This is a genomic window from Microvirga sp. HBU67558 (assembly GCF_018069605.1).
GTDB classification, from domain to species: Bacteria; Pseudomonadota; Alphaproteobacteria; order Rhizobiales; family Beijerinckiaceae; genus Microvirga; species Microvirga terrae.
On sequence record NZ_JAGPUP010000546.1, the window covers coordinates 59,238 to 79,986 of the forward strand.

The window sequence follows — 20,749 nt, forward strand, 5'->3', positions numbered from 1 at the left end:
CATGGCGCGCTAGGTGTATGCTCTCGTTACAGGAAAGAGCTCGATGTCACGCCGGATCGACCATCTCGTCATTGCCGTCCGCGATCTCGACCGGGCCGGGAGCTTCTACCAGCGTCTCGGGTTCCAGGTCGGCGCCCGCAACAGGCACCCCTGGGGCACCGAGAACCGCATCGTCCAGTTGTCGAACTCCTTCATCGAGCTGATCGCGATAGGCGAGGGGGCCGCCATCGCGCCTCATCGGGCGAGCGCCTTCAGCTTCGGAGCTTTCGTCCAGGACTATCTCAGGGACCGTGAAGGTCTTGCGATGCTCGTCCTCGACAGCCAGGACGCGAAGGCGGATGCCGCCCTGTTCGCCCGGAGCGGCATCGGATCGTTCGAACCGTTCCATTTCGAGCGCAGCGGACGGCGTCCTGACGGCAGCGAGACGAAGGTCGGGTTCACCCTGGCCTTTGCTGCGGCTGAAGGCGCGTCGAAAGCCGGTTTCTTCGTCTGCCAGCAGCACTATCCGGAAAACTTCTGGAATCCGGAATTCCAGCGCCACGACAACAAGGCCTCCAGGATCGCCTCGGTGACCCTAGCGGCGCCGGATCCGAAGCGGTGCCGCGACTTCTTGACGGCCTTCACCGGAGTTCAGCCCTCGAGCCCCGATGGCGACGACCTCTCGTTTTCCCTTGGGGAGGATCGCGTCGACGTTATGACGCCCGATGACGCGGCCGAGATCTATGGCTCGGTGGAGGCGGAACTCGATCAGCCGTCCTTCGTGGCCTTCGCCGTGCGCGTCGAGGACATCCATCGGCAGGCGACCTGGCTCGACTCGGCCGATATCCCCTATCAGCATATCGGCAGCAGGCTCATCGTGCCGGCCAGCACGGCGTTCGGGGTCGCGATCGCGTTCGAACCAACGTAATATTAACCATATCCCCTGTACTGACTGAAATAATGAATCGTATGGGGGATTGACCGTGGCTTCATCTCTGGCGGGCCTGCCCGACTTCCTGATCTTCTTCGTCCTTGCCGTCGCCCTGGTCGGCCTTTATCTCGCGATTTACACGCTCGCGACCATGCACAACGAGTTCGCGCTCATTCGCGAGAACGTGATCTCGGCCGCGACGGCCCTCGGCTTCAGCCTAGTTGGTTTCGCGCTTCCTCTTGCGAGCGCCATCGTGCACGCTCAGACGATCATCGACTGCCTCGTCTGGGGCCTCGTCGCCCTTGCGGTCCAGATCATCGTTTACTGGCTCGTCCGGATCGTGATGCCGAACCTGTCGCAGCGCATCGCCGGCGGCGAGATGGCCGCGGCCCTGTTCCTCGGCGCCGCTTCGCTCGCGGCCGGCATCATCAATGCGGCGGCCATGACCTTCTGAAAGAGGTTCGCCCCGGACGGGACCGTCGAGGGTTTCTCCTCAAGACGCCGTCAGAGGCTGGCCTCGACCATGCGGGCAAACTGCAGGGCCTCCGCGCGCATGGCGGGGGGCACCAGCATCGGATTCTTGTGCCGGACGGCATACAGCATGGCGATTCGCTCGATCGCCCTGAGATACAAATCCGGGATCTCGTTCTCGCCCCATTCGAACGACTGGTAGTCGCGCAGGTTCAGTTCGATCTCATGCGCCATTCTGCTCTGCGTGAACCCCAGCGCGGTTCTGAGAGCGACCAGTTCTTGCATTTTGCTGTTTTCGGACATCAGAGCGCCCCCCACGCGCTGCCAAGTCAATGGGTTGTACAGGTTCAGGATCGCCTGCAGGCAAATTATCTTATTCTTCCAGGCAGATAGCATCCTGTTTTGGAATTGACCTAAAGTAAATCGACCTTTGGATTAACGCTATGGTCATGCTGATTTTTGGTTAAAGGTTGCTTTGCTTCCTCAAACCCGAAACGGCCATGGTTCGGCTGCCGAGGGCTCGGCCGCCGCAATCCGCAAAGGCAGGGCCTGCGCATCACCGCTTTGCTTGCCGGTCCAGAAAGGCTAGAGACGGCGCATGACCGATCAGAAACACCAACCCGCCGTCGTCGAGGCCGGCTCCGTCCGCTTCGGCAACCACCTGCCCCTCAGCATCATCGCCGGCCCCTGCGCCATGGAGAGCCGCGATCATGCGCTCGAAATGGCGGCCGCGCTCAAGGAGATCGCCGGAAGGCTGGGTCTGGGCCTGGTCTACAAGTCGTCCTTCGACAAGGCCAACCGGACCTCGAGCTCCAGCGCGCGCGGCATCGGTCTCGACAAGGCCCTGTCGATCTTCGCCGAGGTGAAGGAGACATACGGCCTGCCGGTGATCACCGACGTGCACGAGAACGACCAATGCGCCCCGGTGGGCGAGGTGGTCGACATCCTCCAGATCCCCGCGTTCCTCTGCCGCCAGACCGATCTCCTGGTCGCGGCGGCCAAGACCGGGCGCGTCGTCAATGTGAAGAAGGGCCAGTTCCTGGCACCCTGGGACATGGCGAACGTCGCCGCCAAGGTGGCGGGGGCCGGAAACCCCAACGTGATGCTGACCGAGCGCGGCGCCTCCTTCGGCTACAACACCCTGGTGTCGGACATGCGCTCCCTGCCGATCATGGCCGAGACGGGCGCACCGGTGATCTTCGATGCCACTCACTCGGTGCAGCAGCCGGGCGGCAAGGGCACGACTTCGGGCGGCCAGCGGGAATACGTGCCGGTGCTCGCCCGGGCGGCCGTGGCAGTCGGCGTAGCCGGCGTCTTCATCGAAACCCATCACGATCCGGACAACGCTCCGTCGGACGGACCGAACATGGTGCCGCTGAAGGAACTGGAAGGCTTGCTGGCCCAGCTGAAGGCCTTCGATTCCCTGGCCAAGGGCAGGGCGGCCTGACGTTTCCATGACTTTTCAGGAGGTCAGGTCTGCATTCCTGATCCTCGTGCTGCGATGAGGCCGTGATATGGAGCGTGAGCTCCGTTCACGGCCTTCATCATTGGGATCCCATGTCCTCCCGCAACCTGATCCTGATCCTCGCCACCAGCGGCTTCGCGAGCACCTTCTCCGGCCGCGCCGTCGAACCGATGGTCGGGATCATCGCCCGGGACCTGAACTCCGCCCCGCAGACGATCGCGCTCCTGTCAGCCGCCTTCGCGCTGCCTTACGCCTTCATCCAGCCGGTCCTCGGCCCGATCGGCGACGCCCTCGGCAAGGAGCGCGTCATGAAGGTGGCGCTGGCGCTCCTCTTCCTGGCCCTGGCCTGCTCTGTCTTCGCCCCCAATGCGGCGACGCTCTTCACGCTGCGCATCGTGGCCGGCGCGGCGGCCGGCGGGGCGGTGCCGCTCTCCATCGCGCTGATCGGCGACCGGGTCGAGATGGCCAAGCGCCAGGTCGCCCTGAGCCGCTACCTGGTCGCCGTGATCATCGGGCAGCTGGCCGGCTCTTCCTTCGCCGGGCTCTTGGCGGAGCTGATCGGCTGGCGCGGCGTGTTCACCCTCTCGACCGGCCTGGTGGCCCTGGCCTTCGCCGCCACCGTGATCGGTTTCCGGGGCGCGTTGCCGGGCGGGCAATTCGATCTCAAGAGCGCTCTCCTGCGCTACCGGGACATCCTGTCGAACCCGCGGGCGCTCACCCTCTTCAGCCTCGTCTTCGTCGAGGCCATCGCGATTTTCGGGATCTTTCCCTACGTGGCGCCGCTGCTCGAGGAGCGGGGCGGGGGCGGGGCGGCGGAGGCCGGTTTCGCCATCGGCGGGTTTGCGGTCGGCGGCCTGATCTATTCCGCGCTCGTGAGCTGGATGCTGAGGCGGCTCGGGATCGGCAGGATCCTTCTCGGTGGAGGCTTCTTCGCCGGGGCCGCCCTGGTCGTCCTGGGGCTCGGCGGCGACTGGAAGCTCGATGCCGTCGGTCTGCTGCTGATGGGCCTCGGCTTCTACATGCTCCACAACACGTTCCAGGCTCAGGTCACGGAAGTGGCCCCGGGAGCGCGGGCCTCGGCGGTCGCGCTCCACGCCTTCTCGTTCTTCTGCGGTCAGGCGCTCGGCGTCGTCCTGATGGGGTTCGGCCTGCGCAACATCGGGTTGACCAAAGCGACCGGTATCGCCGCCCTGATCATCGTCGGGGTCGGCGTGGCCGCTTCGGTCCTCCTGACCAGACCCGCCGCTCAGCGGGCCCGGTAGGGCGCCACGCCCTGGTCGGGCAGCCAGAGGTTCTTCGGCAGCTCGCCGGTCTGCCAGAACACATCGATGGGAATGCCCCCGCGGGGATACCAATAGCCGCCGATCCGCAGGTAGCGGGGCTCCAACAGGTCGGCGAGGCGCTTGCCGATCGCCACCGTGCAATCCTCATGGAAGGCGCCGTGGTTGCGGAAGCTGTGCATGTAGAGCTTGAGCGACTTGGATTCGACCAGCCAGGGGCCGGGCGCGTAGTCGATCACCAGAATGGCGAAATCCGGCTGGCCCGTGACCGGGCACAGAGAGGTGAATTCAGGCACGGTAAAGCGGGCGAGATAGTCGGTGTCGGGATGCGGGTTGGGCACCCGGTCGAGCTGAGCCTCCTCGGGAGATTGGGGCTGAGCGCTCGACTGACCGAGCTGGAGAGTGGTTTCCGTCATCGGGAATTGACCTTGGATTGATAAGGGGAAAGCTCTTGCCGTCCTTGCTCACATGGGCGTTTCGGTCAATAAGCCAATTCATGACTTGAGGCCGCACCCGTCGGACGGGCCGCGCCGGCCGCACTTCAGCCCGCAGGAGCCTGCCCAATGACCGCCATTATCGACGTTTTCGCCCGCCAGATCCTCGACAGCCGGGGCAATCCCACGGTCGAGGTGGATGTGACCCTCGAAGACGGCTCCATGGGCCGTGCCGCAGTGCCCTCCGGCGCCTCCACGGGTGCTCACGAGGCGGTCGAGCTTCGCGACGGCGACAAGGCCGTCTATCTCGGCAAGGGCGTGCTCAAGGCCGTCGACGCGGTCAACAACGAGATCCTGGACGCCATCGGCGGCATGGACGCCGAGGAGCAGGTCGCTATCGACGAGACCATGATCGAGCTCGACGGCACGCCGAACAAGGCCCGCCTCGGCGCCAATGCCATCCTGGGCGTGTCGCTGGCCGTGGCCAAGGCGGCGGCCGACGCGTCTGCCCTGCCGCTCTACCGCTATGTGGGCGGCACGCAGGCCCGCGTCCTGCCGGTTCCGATGATGAACATCATCAACGGCGGGGCGCATGCCGACAACCCGATTGACTTCCAGGAATTCATGATCATGCCGGTCGGCGCCCCGACCCTGGCGGAAGCCGTGCGCATGGGATCCGAGGTGTTCCACACCCTGAAGAAGGCCCTGAAGGACGCCGGCCACAACACCAATGTGGGCGACGAGGGCGGTTTCGCCCCGAACCTCCCGTCCGCGGAGGCCGCCCTCGACTTCATCATGAAGTCCGTCGAGCAGGCCGGCTACAAGCCGGGCCAGGACATCGTCCTCGGCCTCGACTGCGCGGCCACTGAGTTCTTCAAGGATGGCGCCTACCATTACGAAGGAACCGGCCAGAAGCTGAACCCGCAGCAGCAGGCCGAATACTTGGCGAAGCTCGTGTCCGCCTATCCGATTGCGACCATCGAGGATGGGATGTCCGAAGACGATTGGGAGGGCTGGAAGGCCGTAACCGACCTGATCGGGTCCAAGTGCCAGCTCGTCGGCGACGACCTGTTCGTCACCAACGTGACGCGTCTCTCCGAAGGCCTCGAGCGGGGTGTGGCGAACTCGCTCCTGGTGAAGGTGAACCAGATCGGCTCGCTGACCGAGACGCTCGCCGCCGTCGACATGGCCCACCGGGCCGGCTACACGGCGGTCATGTCCCACCGCTCGGGCGAAACCGAGGATTCCACCATCGCGGACCTCGCCGTCGCGACCAATTGCGGGCAGATCAAGACCGGATCGCTCGCCCGCTCCGACCGAACCGCCAAGTACAACCAGCTCATCCGGATCGAGGAAGAGCTCGGTCCCCAGGCCCGCTATGCGGGCCGGGCGGCGCTCAAGGCTTTGCGGTAGCCCGGTCCGCCGACCAAAGATCCAATTTTTGTCCGACCGGACGAGGGGGCTCTTGAGCCCCCTTTTTGCTTTCTTCAGCCAGTGGATGGCAAACGTTTTATGATATATTTTAACATATCATTACGTCATGGTATGGAGACTTGGAAGCATACCCGCCCCAAACGAACTTTCGCAGGGGCCAAAACCAATTGCGAGGGAAACCCATGTCATCAGCCGTCCACCAGCCTTTCGCGGCCTTGCCGATTGCCAATCTCAACGGAGACGCCGTCCAGACCATCGTCCAGCAACCCGTATTTATCGACAAGGACGGTGATGCCGCGATCGCGGCCGCCGAACCGTTGATCTCTCTCTTCGTTGATCTCGGTTGGGCCGGCGAACCGACCGACGAGCTTGGGATCGACACGGGCCGCGGCCACATCACGTTGTCAGGGGCTCTCGAAGTGGGCGTTCAAATCCTGTACGACGGAACGGTTATCGGCACGGTCTCGGCGCTGGATTCCTTCGGCATGATCGTCGATTTCGAGGTGGGGGTTGCCACGACCCCCGTCGAGGAGCTTATCCACACTCTGACCTACACCAACTCAGCAGATCCCTCGGCAATCTTCGAGCGAACCATCTCGATCTCCGCCTTGTCCGAGAACGACACCTATTTCGCCGACACGACAGTGCGCGTGGCGCCCGCTTCAGTGGTGTTTCTGGATGAAGGGGTCGAGACCAGAACGGGCACATCGGCCAATGATACGTTCGCGGTCTCGGCGTACGCCCTCGATGAGGGAGACACTCTGGACGGTGACGATGGCAACGATACTTTGCAGCTCGTCGGCGTTGGAGGCGATTTCGATTTCAGATTGTTCGCCGAACTGAAGAACATCGAAGCCATCGTGGGCCGAACCGGCGACGACTTCATCGTGCTGACGGCACAGCAAGTGTCCGGTATCACGGCAATCGATGGTGGGACAGGTTCCGATCCGAACGCAGAGGATGACAGCCTCATCATCACCGGCGGCTCCGTCGACTTTTCCGGCAAGACCATCACCAACATTGAGTCAATCGGGTTCGCCTCGGCTGCTGGCAGCATCCTGACATTTGACGACAAGGATTTGGCCCTCAAGTCCTACGGCTATTCCACTGGCCTCAGGGTTGTTCTGACCGGAGGGAGCTTCACTGAAGACGAGCGGGAGCAATTGCACGGGCAGGGCTTCAAGTTCGTTCAGGACAGCACGGGCACGGATATTGACGAAGCGCCGCAAATCTCCGGACTGAATGGCGACCGTCTCTATGCCGTGCCGCAGATACCTACCTTCTTGGATTACGGACGAAATGTCGTTCTTTCCGATGACAGCGCGTTCATCGCGTCCCTGAGGGTCGATGTAGTCGACGGTTCCGATGCGTTGGATCGACTGGGGATCGACACGACCGGCACGGTCGGTCGGGATTCCTCCTCCGCCATTTCCGTCAACGGCACGCAGATCGGTTTCATCAGTGACGAGACTGGATCTCATCTCGGAATCTCATTGAACTTCAGAGCCACGCCTGCCCTGATCCAGGAACTTGTCCGCTCCCTGACCTACACAAGCGTCGGCCAGACCGTCGAGACGCGCGAAATCTCCATCACGCTGGAAGACAGCACCGGCAACACGACGCGATCCACCGTGTCGGTTCTCCCGGACGAGAAGCCATCACAGGTCAACCTGACCGGGTCTTCCGTCGCCGAGCATACCGCAAGCGGGGAACTGGTCGGCACCCTGTCGGCCGTCGACGCCAATCCCGACGACACCTTCATCTACAGCCTGAGCGACGATGCCGGAGGACGTTTCAAGCTCGATGCCGCTGGCACGAAGGTCGTCGTTGCCGACGGCTCGAAGATCGACTTCGAGCAGACGAAAATGCACACCATTGTGGTGCGCGCCACGGACAAGGCCGGCAACTTCAGGGACCAAGCCTTTACGATCGAGGTGCGGGACATCCCGGAAGCGCCCGGCCAAGTGAACCTGAGCGGAAAGTCTATCGCGGAGCTTGCCGCGGGCGGCGAGCAGGTCGGCGTATTGTCGGCCGTTGATCCCAATCCGGGCGATTCCGTTACCTACAGCCTGACGGACGATGCCGGCGGGCGCTTCACCCTCGACGCGTCCGGCACCAAGCTGGTGGTCGCCAATGGGATCAAACTCGATTTCGAGCAGTCGAAGACGCACACGGTTTCAGTCCGAGCAACGGACAAGGCCGGCCATTTCACGGATCAGACCTTCACAATCGCCGTTCTCGACATTTCTCCGGAGGTGACCGATGGGACGGCTGGAAGTGACAAGATCATCGCCGGCGCGAGCAAGGATCGGCTTAGTGGCGGCTTCGGCAACGACACGCTCAACGGCGGCCTCGGGAACGACATCCTGACCGGGGGGCGGGACCGCGACATCTTCGTTTTCGATTCCATGCTCGGCAAAACCAATTCCGTCAACAAGAAGAGCAATTTGGACACCATCGTCGACTTCTCGTTCAAGGACGACACCATCCATCTGGCGAAGTCGATCTTCAGCACGATCAAGAAAGGAGCCCTTGCGAAGGGGGCTTTCCATGTGGGATCGGTCGCCCACGATGCGAGCGACCGGATCATCTACAACAAGAATACCGGCGCGCTGCTCTACGACAAGGATGGCACGGGGGCAAAGCAGGCCATCCAGTTCGCCATGCTGACCGGGCACCCGCTCAAGGTTTCCGCAAGCGATTTTCTCGTGATCTGATCGCCCCGTCCGTGCTGCATTCGAGCAGGGACGGCCTTTTCGCTGTTTCGTGATATCGTTTTACACCCGCGTGGTGTGGCCCGCGTTCCGGACAGCGTGGCGACCCGCGCTCCGGAAGGCATGGCTTGTGCATGTTCAACACCTCCTTAACCATGCCGGTGTATGACTCACCTCCATGGTGATCCGCAGACGCGCACGACGATTTCTGATTCCGCTGGTGCTCTACAGCATCTCGGCCGGGGTGGCGGCCTATTTCGTCCATCACGCGCATAGCGGCGCACGCGGGATCGAGGCGCAACAAAAGTATGAGGCGCAGGTGGCCGAACTTTCCGCGGAGCTCGATGGTTTAAAGACCCAGCGCTCCGAGTGGGAGCGCCGCATTGCCCTGCTTCGGAGCGATCAGATCGACCGCGATCTGCTCGAGGAGAGGGCGCGCGTCATGCTTGGACGCGTGCACAAGAACGACCTGGTGATCATCACCGGACCATAATTAACAATAACTTAAAAGTTCTGCTTAACTGAAATCGAGTTGATCGAAAATAGCATAGATATTTCAGGCTTTTGCACATTTCATTGTGCACCGCAAAACAACTTTTGCCCTACTCGATTTCCGATTCCGACTGCGCTACAACTTTCGTCGAGGAAACCCTTCGGAGGACCCGATGGCTGTTGCTGCCCGCAAGGCGGGCCGTGCCGGTGCAGGCGCGGCTAACAAGACTACCCCCAGCAAAGGCTCCAAGAGCGGAGCGACCCCCAACTCCCCACAATTCGAGAAGAGCCAGGATCTGTCAGCTTATAACGATATGCTGCTGATCCGCCGCTTCGAGGAAAAGTCCGGCCAGATGTACGGCATGGGACTGATCGGCGGCTTCTGCCACCTCTATATCGGCCAGGAGGCCGTCGTCGTCGGCATGCAGATGGCCACGACGGACGGCGACCAGGTGATCACGGGCTACCGCGATCACGGTCACATGCTCGCCTGCGGCATGGACGCGAAGGGCGTCATGGCCGAGCTGACGGGCCGTCGCGGCGGCCTGTCGAAGGGCAAGGGCGGCTCCATGCACATGTTCTCCAAGGAGAAGCATTTTTACGGCGGTCACGGCATCGTGGGCGCTCAGGTGTCGCTCGGCACCGGCATTGCGTTCGCGAACCATTATCGCGAGAACGGCAATGTCTGCCTGACATATTTCGGCGACGGCGCGGCCAACCAGGGCCAGGTCTACGAAAGCTTCAACATGGCGGCGCTCTGGAAGCTGCCGGTGGTCTACGTGATCGAGAACAACCGCTACGCGATGGGCACGGCGGTGACGCGTGCGTCCGCCCAGACGGACTTCTCCAAGCGCGGCCTGTCGTTCGGCATCCCCGGAGAGCAGGTGGACGGCATGGATGTCCGTGCGGTCTACGCCGCCGGCCAGCGCGCCATCGAGCATGCCCGGACGGGCAAGGGACCGTACATCCTCGAGATGCAGACCTACCGCTATCGCGGTCATTCCATGTCCGATCCTGCGAAGTACCGCACGAAGGACGAGGTGACCCGCATGCGCGAGGAATACGATCCGATCGAGCAGGTCCGTCGTCGTCTGCTGGAGAGCTGGAAGCTGTCGGAAGACGAGCTCAAGGCCATCGACAGCAAGGTGCGCGAGATCGTCAACGAGGCGGCCGAGTTCGCCACGCACGATCCGGAGCCGGATCCATCCGAGCTCTACACGGACATCCTTCTCTAAGCGGCGCGTTGGCGTCGCTTCCCCCCGAATCTCGCCGCTGCGACAATCAAAACGAGTCTTTTAATGGCGATCGATATTCTCATGCCTGCCCTCTCGCCCACCATGGAGCAGGGCAAATTGGCCAAATGGCTGAAAAAGGAAGGCGATCAGGTCAAGCCCGGCGACGTGCTGGCCGAGATCGAGACCGACAAGGCCACAATGGAGGTCGAGGCGATCGACGAGGGAGTCCTCGCCAAGATCCTCATCTCCGACGGCACGGACAATGTGGCCGTGAACACTCCCATCGCGATTCTCGCCGGCGAGGGTGAGGATGTGTCCGCCGCCGCGTCGTCGGCGAAGGCCCCCGCCGGTCCGGCCACGGAAGCCCAGCCCGCACCGACGCCCGACATGGAACGCGAAGGCATGGCCGACCGGCCAGCGCCGGACTCGATCCCGGGTACGGACGCTAAACCGGTTGCAGAGCCGGCCGCTCCTTACGTGATCCAGACCCGCACGGCGCACGACGCCATGGCGGAGATCCCGGAAGGGACCGAGATGGTCTCCATGACGGTCCGCGAGGCGCTTCGCGACGCCATGGCGGAGGAGATGCGCAAGGACGACACAGTGTTCGTCATGGGCGAAGAGGTGGCCGAGTACCAGGGCGCCTACAAGGTCACGCAGGGACTCCTGCAGGAATTCGGCGCCAAGCGGGTGATCGACACGCCGATCACCGAACACGGCTTTGCCGGCGTGGGGGTCGGCGCCGCCTTCACGGGCCTGCGCCCGGTCGTCGAGTTCATGACCTTCAACTTCGCCATGCAGGCGATCGACCAGATCATCAACTCGGCCGCCAAGACCCTCTACATGTCCGGCGGCCAGCTCGGTGCACCGATCGTGTTCCGCGGACCCAACGGGGCCGCCGCCCGCGTGGCCGCCCAGCACAGCCAGGACTTCGCGGCCTGGTATTCTCAGGTTCCGGGCCTCAAGGTCGTGGCGCCTTACTCGGCTTCGGATGCGAAGGGTCTCCTCAAGAGTGCCATCCGCGATCCGAACCCGGTGGTCTTCCTGGAGAACGAGATTCTTTACGGCCAGTCCTTCCCGGTGCCGAAGCTTGACGACTTTACGGTTCCGATCGGCAAGGCGCGCATCCACCGCCAGGGCAAGGACGTCACCATCGTGTCCTTCTCCATCGGCATGACCTACGCGCTGAAGGCGGCCGATGAACTGGCCAAGGAAGGGATCGAGGCGGAGGTCATCGACCTGCGCACGATCCGCCCGATGGACACCGATACGATCGTCGCATCGGTCATGAAGACCGGCCGCTGCGTCACGGTGGAAGAGGGCTATCCGCAATCGGGCGTCGGCGCCGAGATCGCCATGCGCATCATGGAAAATGCGTTCGACTATCTCGACGCCCCCGTGATCCGCGTCACCGGCAAGGACGTGCCCATGCCCTACGCGGCCAACCTCGAGAAGCTCGCGCTCCCGTCGGTGGCCGAAGTGGTGCAGGCGGCGAAGGCCGTTTGCTACAGGTGATGAAATGACCGAACGGAAATTCGAAGCCCTCAACGTTCCGCCCGATGCCCTCGAAAAGGGGGGTGTCGAGATCCTGAGGGCTTCGGTGGTCGACGGGGCGGTGAGCATCGCGCTGCGCCGCGCCTTCGACGATCCGTTCACCTGGGGCGTTCTCCTGGTGGACCTCGCCCGTCACGCCGCGCGCGTCTACGCCATGGAAACCGAGTTCTCCGAGGAGGAGGCTCTCGCCGAGATCACGGCCGGCATCCAGGCCGAGCTCGACGATCCGAGCGATCCGGGCTCGACGCAGGCGATCAATTAAACCTTTCCAGATCAGGATCCATCAACGCCATGCCCATCAATATCCTGATGCCCGCCCTGTCTCCCACCATGGAAAAGGGCAACCTTGCCAAGTGGCTGAAGAAGGAAGGCGACACGGTGAAGTCCGGCGATGTCATCGCCGAGATCGAAACCGACAAGGCCACCATGGAGGTGGAAGCCGTCGATGAAGGCATTCTCGCCAAGATCGTCGTTCCGGAAGGCACGGCCGATGTTCCGGTCAACCAGCTCATTGCCCTGATCGCCGGCGAGGGCGAGGACCCGAAGAGCGTCACGGCTCCCTCTACGGGCGGTTCCGCTCCGGCACCCGCGCCCAAGGCGGAAGCCGCACCGGCTCCGGCCGCTCCCGCGGCGGCGCCTCAGCCGCAGGCCAATGCCATTCCCGGCGACGCCTCGGCTCACATGTCCTATGCCCGGGTCGACCAGGCGCCGACCGGTCCCGCGCAGACTGCAAAGGCCGATGGGGCAGGGCAGCAGGCTGGCGGCAATCGCGTCTTCGCCTCGCCGCTGGCCAAGCGCATCGCGAAGGAAGCCGGTGTCGACCTCGCCTCGGTCCGGGGTTCGGGCCCGCATGGCCGCATCGTCGAGAAGGACGTTCGCGCGGCGCTTCAGGGCGGAGGCGCGAAGCCTGCCGCCGCCCCGGCGGCTGCGGCCGCCGCGCCCGCACCGGCGGCCAAGCCGGCGGCCCCGCAGCTCGCGTCGAGCATGGGCGCCGACCAGGTCAAGGCCATGTTCGAGGCGGGCACCTACGAGGAGGTGCCGCTCGACGGCATGCGCAAGACCATCGCCAAGCGCCTCGTCGAGTCGAAGCAGACGGTGCCGCATTTCTACCTGGCGCTCGACTGCGAGCTCGACGCGCTCATGGCCCTGCGCGAGCAGATCAACAACGCGGCCGGGAAGGACAAGGACGGCAAGCCCGCCTACAAGCTCTCGGTCAATGACTTCGTCATCAAGGCGCTCGCCATCGCGCTCCAGCGCGTGCCGGCTGCCAATGCGGTCTGGGCCGAGGACCGTATCCTGAAGATGAAGCACTCGGACGTGGGCGTGGCGGTCGCGATCGAGGGCGGCCTGTTCACCCCGGTCGTGCGCAGGGCCGAGCAGAAGACCCTCACGGCCATCTCGGCCGAGGTCAAGGACATGGCGGGCCGGGCCCGCAACCGCCGCCTGAAGCCGGAGGAATACACCGGCGGCTCGACGGCAGTGTCGAACCTCGGCATGTACGGCATCAAGGACTTCCAGGCCGTCATCAACCCGCCCCACGGGACGATCCTCGCGGTCGGCGCCGGCGAGCAGCGTGTGGTGGTGAAGAACGGCGCACCGGCGGTCGTGCAGGCCATGACCGTAACGCTGTCCTGCGACCACCGGGTGGTCGACGGGGCGCTCGGAGCGGAGCTGCTGGCGGCGTTCAAGCAGCTCATCGAGAGCCCGATGGGCATGCTGGTCTAGAAGGCGTCATGGCCGGGCTCGTCCCGGCCATTCTCTGTCGGCGATAGGGAAGCTCCATGCCGCTCATCCGCATTTCGCTCCGAAACGGCAAGTCGCCCGCCTATCGCAAGGCGCTGGCGGACGGGGTCTATCGCGCCCTTCGTGAGACCTTCAACGTCCCCGAGGACGATCTCTTCGTCACCGTCAGCGAGCACGAGGGCGACAATTTCTTCTACGGGGCGAGCTATCTCGACATCGAGCGGAGCGACGATCTCGTCATCATCCAGCTCACCGTCAGCAACACGCGGACCGTCGATCAGAAGAAGGCTCTTTTCAAGCGCATCGTCGAGAAACTGGGCGCGGAGCCCGGCCTTCGCCCCGAGGATGTGTTCATCAACCTGATCGAAGTCGAAAAGGAAAACTGGTCCTTCGGTCACGGCATCGCGCAATACGCGCAGGGGAACTAGCACTATGGCAAACCAGTACGACATCATCGTCATCGGCGGCGGGCCGGGGGGCTATGTGGCGGCGATCCGCGCGGCCCAGCTCGGGTTCAAGACCGCGGTCGTCGAGCGCGAGCATCTCGGCGGCATCTGCCTCAACTGGGGCTGCATCCCGACCAAGGCGCTCCTGCGTTCGGCCGAGATCTACCATTACATGGAGCACGCCAAGGATTACGGCCTCTCGGCTCAGGGTATCGGCTTCGATGCGGCCGCCATCGTCAACCGGTCGCGGGGCGTCTCCGGGCGCCTGAACGGCGGCGTCGGCATGCTGCTGAAGAAGAACAAGGTCGACGTGATCTGGGGCGAGGCGACGATCTCGAAGGTCGGCGAGGTCGTCGTGACCGCGCCGAAGAAGCCCGCCATGCAGCCGCAGAACCCGGTGCCGAAGGGCGTGCTGGAGCCCGGCACCTACCAGGCCAAGAACATCATCGTGGCGACCGGCGCACGGCCGAGGGCGCTGCCGGGCATCGAACCGGACGGCAAGCTGATCTGGACCTATTTCGAGGCCATGGTGCCGCCTTCCATGCCGAAGTCGCTCATCGTCATGGGCTCGGGCGCCATCGGCATCGAGTTCGCCTCCTTCTACCGCACCATGGGCGTGGACGTGTCCGTGGTCGAGGTCATGCCGCAGATCCTGCCGGTGGAGGATGCGGAGATCGCCGCGCTCGCCCGCAAGCGCTTCGAGAAGCAGGGCATGAAGATCTTCTCCGGCGCCAAGGTCACGAAGGTCGAGAAGGGCGCGAACTCGATCACGGCCACCATCGACGACGGCAAGGGCGGCACGCAGACGATCACCGCCGAGCGGATGATCTCGGCGGTCGGCGTGGTCGGCAACATCGAGAATCTCGGTCTCGAGAAGCTCGGAGTGAAGATCGAACGGGGCGTCGTGGTCACGGACGGTCTCGGGCGCACCAACGTGCCCGGCATCTACGCCATCGGCGACGTGGCCGGTCCTCCGATGCTGGCCCACAAGGCTGAGCACGAGGGCGTCATCTGCGTCGAGACCATCAAGGGCCTGCATGCCCACGCCATGGACAAGGCGAAGATCCCGGGCTGCACCTATTGCAACCCGCAGATCGCCTCCGTGGGGCTCACCGAGGCCAAGGCGAAGGAGCAGGGCTACGACATTCGCGTCGGCCGCTTCCCGTTCATCGGCAACGGCAAGGCGATCGCGCTCGGCGAGCCCGACGGCTTGGTGAAGACGATCTTCGACAAGAAGACCGGCCAGCTGCTCGGCGCCCACCTGGTCGGCGCGGAAGTGACCGAGCTGATCCAGGGCTTCGTGATCGCCATGAACCTGGAGACCACGGAAGAAGACCTGATCCACGCCGTCTTCCCGCACCCGACCCTGTCCGAAACCATGCACGAGAGCGTCATGGACGCCTATGACCGCGTGATCCACATCTGACGCGCTCGGGTCCCGAACTTTGCGTGGACCCAAGGCGAGCTCAAGGAATTAACCAGCCAGGACCTCCACGAGGCCCTGGCTGTGTCGTCTCACGACGGAGACGGCCGCCCACACCGTCGGTTCGTGAGGAGGCGGCGATGACAAGCGTCGCAATAAGGGACGAGGTCGGGGCCTCGCGCTCTCGCAGGAAGCCCTGGTACAAGGTCCTCTACATCCAGGTTCTGATCGCCATCTTTCTCGGCATTCTCGTCGGCTGGCTGTTCCCCGATCTGGCCAAGAGCGACTGGATCAAGGCTCTCGGCGACGGTTTCATCAAGCTGATCAAGATGGTCATCGCGCCGATCATCTTCTGCACGGTGGTGTCCGGGATCGCCCACATCCAGGATGCCAAGAAGGTGGGGCGCGTCGGCATCAAGGCCCTCGTCTATTTCGAAGTGGTGTCGACCTTCGCGCTCATCATCGGCCTTCTCGTCGGCAATATCGTGAAGCCGGGTGCAGGCTTCGCCGGTACGCCCGACCCGGCTGCGGTCGCCGGCTACGCCAAGCAGGCCGCGGAGCAGAAGCCGGTCGATTTCCTCCTGCACATCATCCCCGACAGCGTCGTCGGGGCCTTCGCCCAGGGTGACATCCTCCAGGTCCTGCTATTCGCGATCCTCTTCGGCTTCGCCCTTCTGGTACTCGGCGACCGGGGCGTGACGGTCCGCAACCTCATCGACGATGTGGCCCATGGCATGTTCGGAGTCATCGCCATCGTCATGAAGGCGGCCCCGATCGGCGCCTTCGGGGCCATGGCCTTCACGGTCGGACGCTATGGCCCCTCGGCCCTGGGAAACCTCTTCGGCCTGATCGTGACGTTCTATGCCACGGCGGCGCTGTTCATCTTCGTCGTGCTGGGAGCGATTGCCCGGATCGCGGGCTTCAGCATCTTCAAGTTCATCGGCTACATCAAGGACGAGCTGCTGATCGTGCTCGGCACGAGCTCGTCGGAGAGCGCCCTGCCGCAGCTCATGGAGAAGCTCGAACGGCTCGGCTGCTCCAAGTCGGTGGTGGGCCTGGTGGTCCCCACCGGCTACTCGTTCAACCTCGACGGCACCAACATCTACATGACGCTGGCGACCCTGTTCATCGCGCAGGCCCTGGGCTACGACCTCACCCTCAGCCAGCAGCTCACCATCCTGCTCGTGGCGCTGCTCACCTCGAAAGGGGCCAGCGGCGTCACCGGGGCGGGCTTCATCACGCTCGCCGCGACCCTGGCCGTCGTGAACCCGGCGCTCGTCCCGGGGATGGCGATCATCCTCGGCATCGACAAGTTCATGAGCGAGGTGCGCGCCCTCACCAACATCACCGGCAACGGTGTCGCGGCCGTCGTCGTCGCCTGGTGGGAGGGGGAACTGGACCGCGGCAAGCTCAATGCGGGCCTCAACCGGGAGGTGGACCCATCCGACATCGAGACCGCGGTCACGACGGATTGACCGCCGGGGTTCAGGAGCGGGTGCCCGTTCGGACCTCCGGAACGAGCGGGACGCCGGCCCTTTCGGGCTTTGCGAACCTCTTGGCGCCGGCCACGCAGCCGATCACCGCGAGCGTGGCGGCGATCATCGACCAGCCGACCGTCTCGTGCAGAAGGGCGGCCGCCCAGAGGAGGCCAAGGAAGGGCTGCAGCAGCTGCAGCTGCCCCACGCCGGCAATGCCCCCCAAAGCAAGGCCACGGTACCAGAACACGAATCCGATCAGCATGGAGAACAGGGACACGTAGGCGAGTCCGAGCCATGCCGGTGTGCCGATGCCGCTCAGGGAATCGGGCCAAGTGAGAAGTGTCAGCGGACCCGTGACGGGCAGGGACAGGACAAGGGCCCAGGAAATGACCTGCCAGCCGCCGAGCCGGCGCGCCAGCGTCGCGCCCTCGGCGTAGCCGAGCCCGCAGAGTAGAACCGCCCCTACCATCAGCAGATCACCGGCCGCCGAGGCCGAGAAGCCCTGGAGCAGCGAGAACCCGGCCACCATCGCTCCGCCGAGCGTGGAGAAGATCCAGAAGGCCGGCTGCGGCCGCTCGCCGCCCCGGAGCACCCCGAACACGGCCGTCGCCAGCGGCAGGAGGCCGATGAACACGATCGAGTGGGCGGACGTGATGTGCCGAAGCGCCAAGGCGGTCAGGAGCGGAAAGCCGATCACGACTCCCATCGAGACGATGCCGAGGGCGGCAAGGTCGGCGCGGGCAGGGCGATTCTGGCGCAGGATCAGGAGCAGGGCCGCTCCGAGGATCCCGGCGATGCAGGCCCGCGCCAGGGTCAGGAACAGCGGATCGAATTCGACCACGGCGACGCGCGTGGCTGGCAGCGATCCGCTGAAGATCAGCACGCCGACGAACCCGCTGACCCATCCTGACTTCGCCCGGTCCATATCCTTGCCTCCGCGTGATGAACTTCTCGCCACGATCGCATGGCTTTTCCAGGTACGGTCCAATACAGTTCCTCCGAACTGTCATGGTCATGGGGGCAGTACAGTGGATGAACTCGGAACGAACCGCCCGCCGGGGACGCGGGTGGAGCACGTCATGCAGGCGGTCCGCGCCAAGATTGCGAGCCGGTCCCTGAATCCCGGCGCGAAGCTGCCGTCGATCCGCGGTCTCGCGACGGCTATGCGCGTGTCCAAGTCCACGGTCGTCGAGGCCTATGACCGGCTGGCGGCAGAAGGCGTCATCAGGTCGAGACCGGGCTCCGGCTTCTTCAGCGCGGCGTCATCGGCTCCCCTGTCCATTGCGGAGCTCGGGCCCCGTCTCGATCGGGCGATCGACCCGTTCTGGGTGTCCCGGCAATCCCTGGAAGCGGGACCAGGCATGCTGAAGCCCGGCTGTGGATGGCTGCCCGCGGAATGGATGCCCGACGAGGACATCCGCCGCGCCCTTCGTCATCTCGCACGGACCAGGGACAACGAGAAACTGACGGATTACGGCACGCCACTCGGTCTGCCGGCCTTGCGTCAGTTTCTGTCGCGCCGCATGGCCGATCAGGGCTTTCATGCCGGTCCGGACCAGATCATGCTGACGGAATCCGGCACCCAGGCGATCGATCTCGTGTCCCGGCTCCTGCTGCAGCCGGGCGATGCGGTCCTGGTGGATGATCCCTGCTATTTCAACTTCCTGGCCCTTCTGCGAGCCCATCAGGCGAAGATCGTCGGCGTCTCCTATACGTCGGAGGGGCCCGATCTCCTGGCCTTCGAGGCGGTGCTCGCCGAGCACCGGCCCCGTCTCTACATCACCAATTCCGGTCTCCATAACCCGACCGGCGCCACTGTGAGGGCGGCGACCGCCCACAAGGTTCTGAAGCTTGCGGAAGCCTATGGCGCCCTCATCGTCGAGGACGACATCTTCGCCGATTTCGAGATGGACGCAGCGCCGCGCCTTGCGGCCCTCGACGGGCTCGACCGGGTGGTGCGGATCGGGAGCTTCTCCAAGACGCTGTCGGCCTCCTTCCGGTGCGGCTATATCGCCGCAAGGACGGACTGGATCGACAGGCTGGTCGACCTCAGGATCGCCACGGGTTTCGCGAGCACACCGCTGTCGCAGGACCTCGTCTTCAACGTCCTCGGCAGCAGCACCTACCGAAAGTACCTGGATGGACTTCGAGTTCGGCTTGCGAAGGCGAGGGCGGACACCGTCCGGCGGCTGCGAGAGCTCGGCATCGAGCCATGGCTCGAACCCGAGGCCGGCATGCTGCTCTGGTGCCGCCTGCCGGACGGCCTGAACGCCGCCGACGTGGCGCGGCGAGCGCTTCAGGACGGCGTGGTCCTCGCCCCCGGCAATGTCTTCAGCCTCTCGCAATCCGCCGGCGATTTCATGCGGTTCAACGTCGCCCAATGCACGGATGAGCGCGTGTTCCAGATCCTCCAGAGGGCGATGCGGACCACACCCTGAGCGCATCCGTCAAATGCCCCCAGCGGCGAAGCGTCGGGGAACATTGCGGGCCGGCATGTCTTTCTCCCCGCTACGCACGTGGAGAGCGACATGAAGCGCCTTGCCTCGAGCCTTGCCTGTCTTCTGCTGTCGACATTGGCCCATGCTCAGACCGGATCGGTTGCACCGACGACACCCTCGCCGGCAGCCTCGGGCACCGAGGGCGACGGCTGGCTTCTCCTTTTGGTGATTCCCCTCATCGTCGTGGCTGCCGGCGTCTATTTCTTCATCAAGCGCAACGGCACGACGTCGCGCTTCTGATCGGCGGTATCGATCGATGCGAGTTCCGCGAGAGCGCTCTCGTCCAATCGCGTTGACGCCTGCCATCAACCCGCAGCAATCTTGCCGTCCAGCCCTGATGAGGAGGTGGTCATGGCAGGTTCGGATGATCGGCACGAGGGCAGGTGCCGGTGCGGTCGGGTCAGGTTCCGCGTCGAGGGAGAACCCATCGTCACCATGGCCTGTCACTGCGAGGGCTGCCAACGCATGACTGCGAGCGCGTTCTCGTTGAGCGACCTTTATCCGAGCGACAGGTTCGCCGTGCTGCAGGGGGAGCCCGTTATCGGCGGGCTGCACGGCGCCACGCGCCACTTCTTCTGTCCGGACTGCATGAGCTGGCTCTTCACCCGGCCGGAGGGAATGGACGAGTTCGTCAACGTGCGCACCACCATGCTCGAAGACCCGGGCCGGTTCCCGCCCTTCATCGAAACCCACACGAGAGAAAAGCTGCCATGGGCCACGACCCCGGCTCTGCACAGCTTCGAGGCCCTGCCGCCGATGGAGCGCTATCCGGAGCTGATGGCAGAATTCGCGGCGCGAAACGACCCGAGACCGGGCAGGGGCGCTCCCTCGCCGTCGTGAACCGGCGGACGGGCCCTAAGCCTCCTGGTCACGACACGCTCTCACGTCATGGCCGGGCTTGTCCCGGCCATCCCGATGCGGTGAAGCGCGGCGCTCTTCCTCGCCACCTTCCGTCCGTCCTGACACCCTCACGTCATGGCCGAGCTTGTCCCGGCCATCCCCGCCGTGCCTTACGGATCGAGATCACCGGCCCAAGGCCGGTGATGACGTGGGAGTGGTGGACAGGTGTAGGTGCGATGATGTTCCATCTTTGTTCTTGACACATGCATCAAGCTAAGCTATATCATGGCGCAGATCGGTTCCTTCGAGGGGCGCGCTCGCGAGGCGTCGCA

General features: G+C 64.3%; 20 protein-coding genes. 17 read left to right on the forward strand and 3 right to left on the reverse strand.

What is annotated here, in order from left to right; genetic code table 11:
* The first annotated feature begins 43 nt into the window (after positions 1-43).
* The gene (locus KBI52_RS22515) at positions 44-907 is read left to right on the forward strand and encodes a VOC family protein (protein ID WP_210811831.1); all 864 of its coding nucleotides are present in this window, start codon (positions 44-46) and stop codon (positions 905-907) included.
* A 55-nt stretch (positions 908-962) separates the two neighbouring features.
* Positions 963-1,364, forward strand: coding sequence for a DUF350 domain-containing protein (locus KBI52_RS22520; protein WP_173950529.1), 402 nt, complete (start codon positions 963-965; stop codon positions 1,362-1,364).
* Between the two features lie 50 nt (positions 1,365-1,414).
* Here KBI52_RS22520 and KBI52_RS22525 read toward each other — a convergent pair whose 3' ends face one another.
* Positions 1,415-1,684 (reverse strand): transcriptional regulator, encoded by a 270-nt coding sequence (locus KBI52_RS22525; RefSeq protein WP_173950530.1) that lies wholly within the window; start codon positions 1,682-1,684, stop codon positions 1,415-1,417.
* 295 nt (positions 1,685-1,979) lie between these two features.
* Between KBI52_RS22525 and kdsA the strand changes: the two genes are divergently transcribed.
* Both kdsA and KBI52_RS22535 read left to right on the forward strand, forming a co-directional pair.
* Complete coding sequence (kdsA, locus tag KBI52_RS22530; RefSeq protein WP_173950531.1) at positions 1,980-2,828, forward strand: 3-deoxy-8-phosphooctulonate synthase; 849 nt, start codon at positions 1,980-1,982, stop codon at positions 2,826-2,828.
* A 110-nt stretch (positions 2,829-2,938) separates the two neighbouring features.
* Entirely contained in the window at positions 2,939-4,108 is a 1,170-nt protein-coding gene (locus tag KBI52_RS22535; protein ID WP_210811840.1) for an MFS transporter, read from the forward strand.
* Here the strand turns inward: KBI52_RS22535 and queF are convergent.
* Positions 4,093-4,542 carry a preQ(1) synthase gene (queF, locus tag KBI52_RS22540; protein WP_173950532.1) on the reverse strand — a complete coding sequence of 150 codons (450 nt, stop codon included), beginning with the start codon at positions 4,540-4,542 and terminating at the stop codon, positions 4,093-4,095. The two genes, KBI52_RS22535 and queF, sit on opposite strands and share 16 nt — an antisense overlap.
* A gap of 147 nt (positions 4,543-4,689) precedes the next feature.
* On the opposite strand from queF, the gene eno reads away from it, so the two are divergent.
* The 10 genes from eno to KBI52_RS22590 all read left to right on the forward strand — a co-directional run bounded on the left by eno (position 4,690) and on the right by KBI52_RS22590 (position 17,076).
* Positions 4,690-5,973, forward strand: a complete 1,284-nt coding sequence (gene eno, locus KBI52_RS22545; protein WP_173950533.1) for a phosphopyruvate hydratase — start codon at positions 4,690-4,692, stop codon at positions 5,971-5,973.
* A gap of 203 nt (positions 5,974-6,176) precedes the next feature.
* On the forward strand, positions 6,177-8,711 hold the full coding sequence (locus KBI52_RS22550; protein ID WP_210811832.1) for a cadherin domain-containing protein: 2,535 nt from the start codon (positions 6,177-6,179) through the stop codon (positions 8,709-8,711).
* A gap of 175 nt (positions 8,712-8,886) precedes the next feature.
* On the forward strand, positions 8,887-9,201 hold the full coding sequence (locus KBI52_RS22555) for a septum formation initiator family protein (RefSeq protein ID WP_173950535.1): 315 nt from the start codon (positions 8,887-8,889) through the stop codon (positions 9,199-9,201).
* A gap of 172 nt (positions 9,202-9,373) precedes the next feature.
* Positions 9,374-10,435: a pyruvate dehydrogenase (acetyl-transferring) E1 component subunit alpha gene (gene pdhA / locus KBI52_RS22560; RefSeq protein ID WP_173950536.1), complete on the forward strand. Its 1,062-nt coding sequence runs from the start codon at positions 9,374-9,376 to the stop codon at positions 10,433-10,435.
* A 63-nt stretch (positions 10,436-10,498) separates the two neighbouring features.
* The gene (locus tag KBI52_RS22565) at positions 10,499-11,950 is read left to right on the forward strand and encodes a pyruvate dehydrogenase complex E1 component subunit beta (RefSeq protein WP_210811833.1); all 1,452 of its coding nucleotides are present in this window, start codon (positions 10,499-10,501) and stop codon (positions 11,948-11,950) included.
* Between the two features lie 4 nt (positions 11,951-11,954).
* Positions 11,955-12,251 (forward strand): DUF5076 domain-containing protein, encoded by a 297-nt coding sequence (locus tag KBI52_RS22570; protein ID WP_009491179.1) that lies wholly within the window; start codon positions 11,955-11,957, stop codon positions 12,249-12,251.
* Positions 12,252-12,280: 29 nt separating this feature from the next.
* On the forward strand, positions 12,281-13,714 hold the full coding sequence (locus KBI52_RS22575) for a pyruvate dehydrogenase complex dihydrolipoamide acetyltransferase (protein ID WP_210811834.1): 1,434 nt from the start codon (positions 12,281-12,283) through the stop codon (positions 13,712-13,714).
* A 56-nt stretch (positions 13,715-13,770) separates the two neighbouring features.
* Entirely contained in the window at positions 13,771-14,160 is a 390-nt protein-coding gene (locus KBI52_RS22580) for a tautomerase family protein (RefSeq protein WP_173950539.1), read from the forward strand.
* 4 nt (positions 14,161-14,164) lie between these two features.
* Complete coding sequence (lpdA, locus tag KBI52_RS22585) at positions 14,165-15,604, forward strand: dihydrolipoyl dehydrogenase (protein WP_210811835.1); 1,440 nt, start codon at positions 14,165-14,167, stop codon at positions 15,602-15,604.
* 137 nt (positions 15,605-15,741) lie between these two features.
* The gene (locus KBI52_RS22590; RefSeq protein WP_210811836.1) at positions 15,742-17,076 is read left to right on the forward strand and encodes a dicarboxylate/amino acid:cation symporter; all 1,335 of its coding nucleotides are present in this window, start codon (positions 15,742-15,744) and stop codon (positions 17,074-17,076) included.
* A gap of 10 nt (positions 17,077-17,086) precedes the next feature.
* On the opposite strand, the gene KBI52_RS22595 is transcribed toward KBI52_RS22590, so the two are convergent.
* Positions 17,087-18,004 (reverse strand): DMT family transporter, encoded by a 918-nt coding sequence (locus tag KBI52_RS22595; RefSeq protein WP_210811837.1) that lies wholly within the window; start codon positions 18,002-18,004, stop codon positions 17,087-17,089.
* Between the two features lie 154 nt (positions 18,005-18,158).
* Here KBI52_RS22595 and KBI52_RS22600 point away from each other — a divergent pair, with 154 nt between their 5' ends.
* The 3 genes from KBI52_RS22600 (at position 18,159) to KBI52_RS22610 (ending at position 20,417) form a co-directional block, all read left to right on the forward strand.
* Positions 18,159-19,517, forward strand: a complete 1,359-nt coding sequence (locus KBI52_RS22600; protein WP_210811841.1) for a PLP-dependent aminotransferase family protein — start codon at positions 18,159-18,161, stop codon at positions 19,515-19,517.
* Positions 19,518-19,607: 90 nt separating this feature from the next.
* Positions 19,608-19,817: a hypothetical protein gene (locus KBI52_RS22605; protein WP_173950544.1), complete on the forward strand. Its 210-nt coding sequence runs from the start codon at positions 19,608-19,610 to the stop codon at positions 19,815-19,817.
* Positions 19,818-19,928: 111 nt separating this feature from the next.
* Entirely contained in the window at positions 19,929-20,417 is a 489-nt protein-coding gene (locus tag KBI52_RS22610; protein ID WP_210811838.1) for a GFA family protein, read from the forward strand.
* Positions 20,418-20,749: the final 332 nt, after the last annotated feature.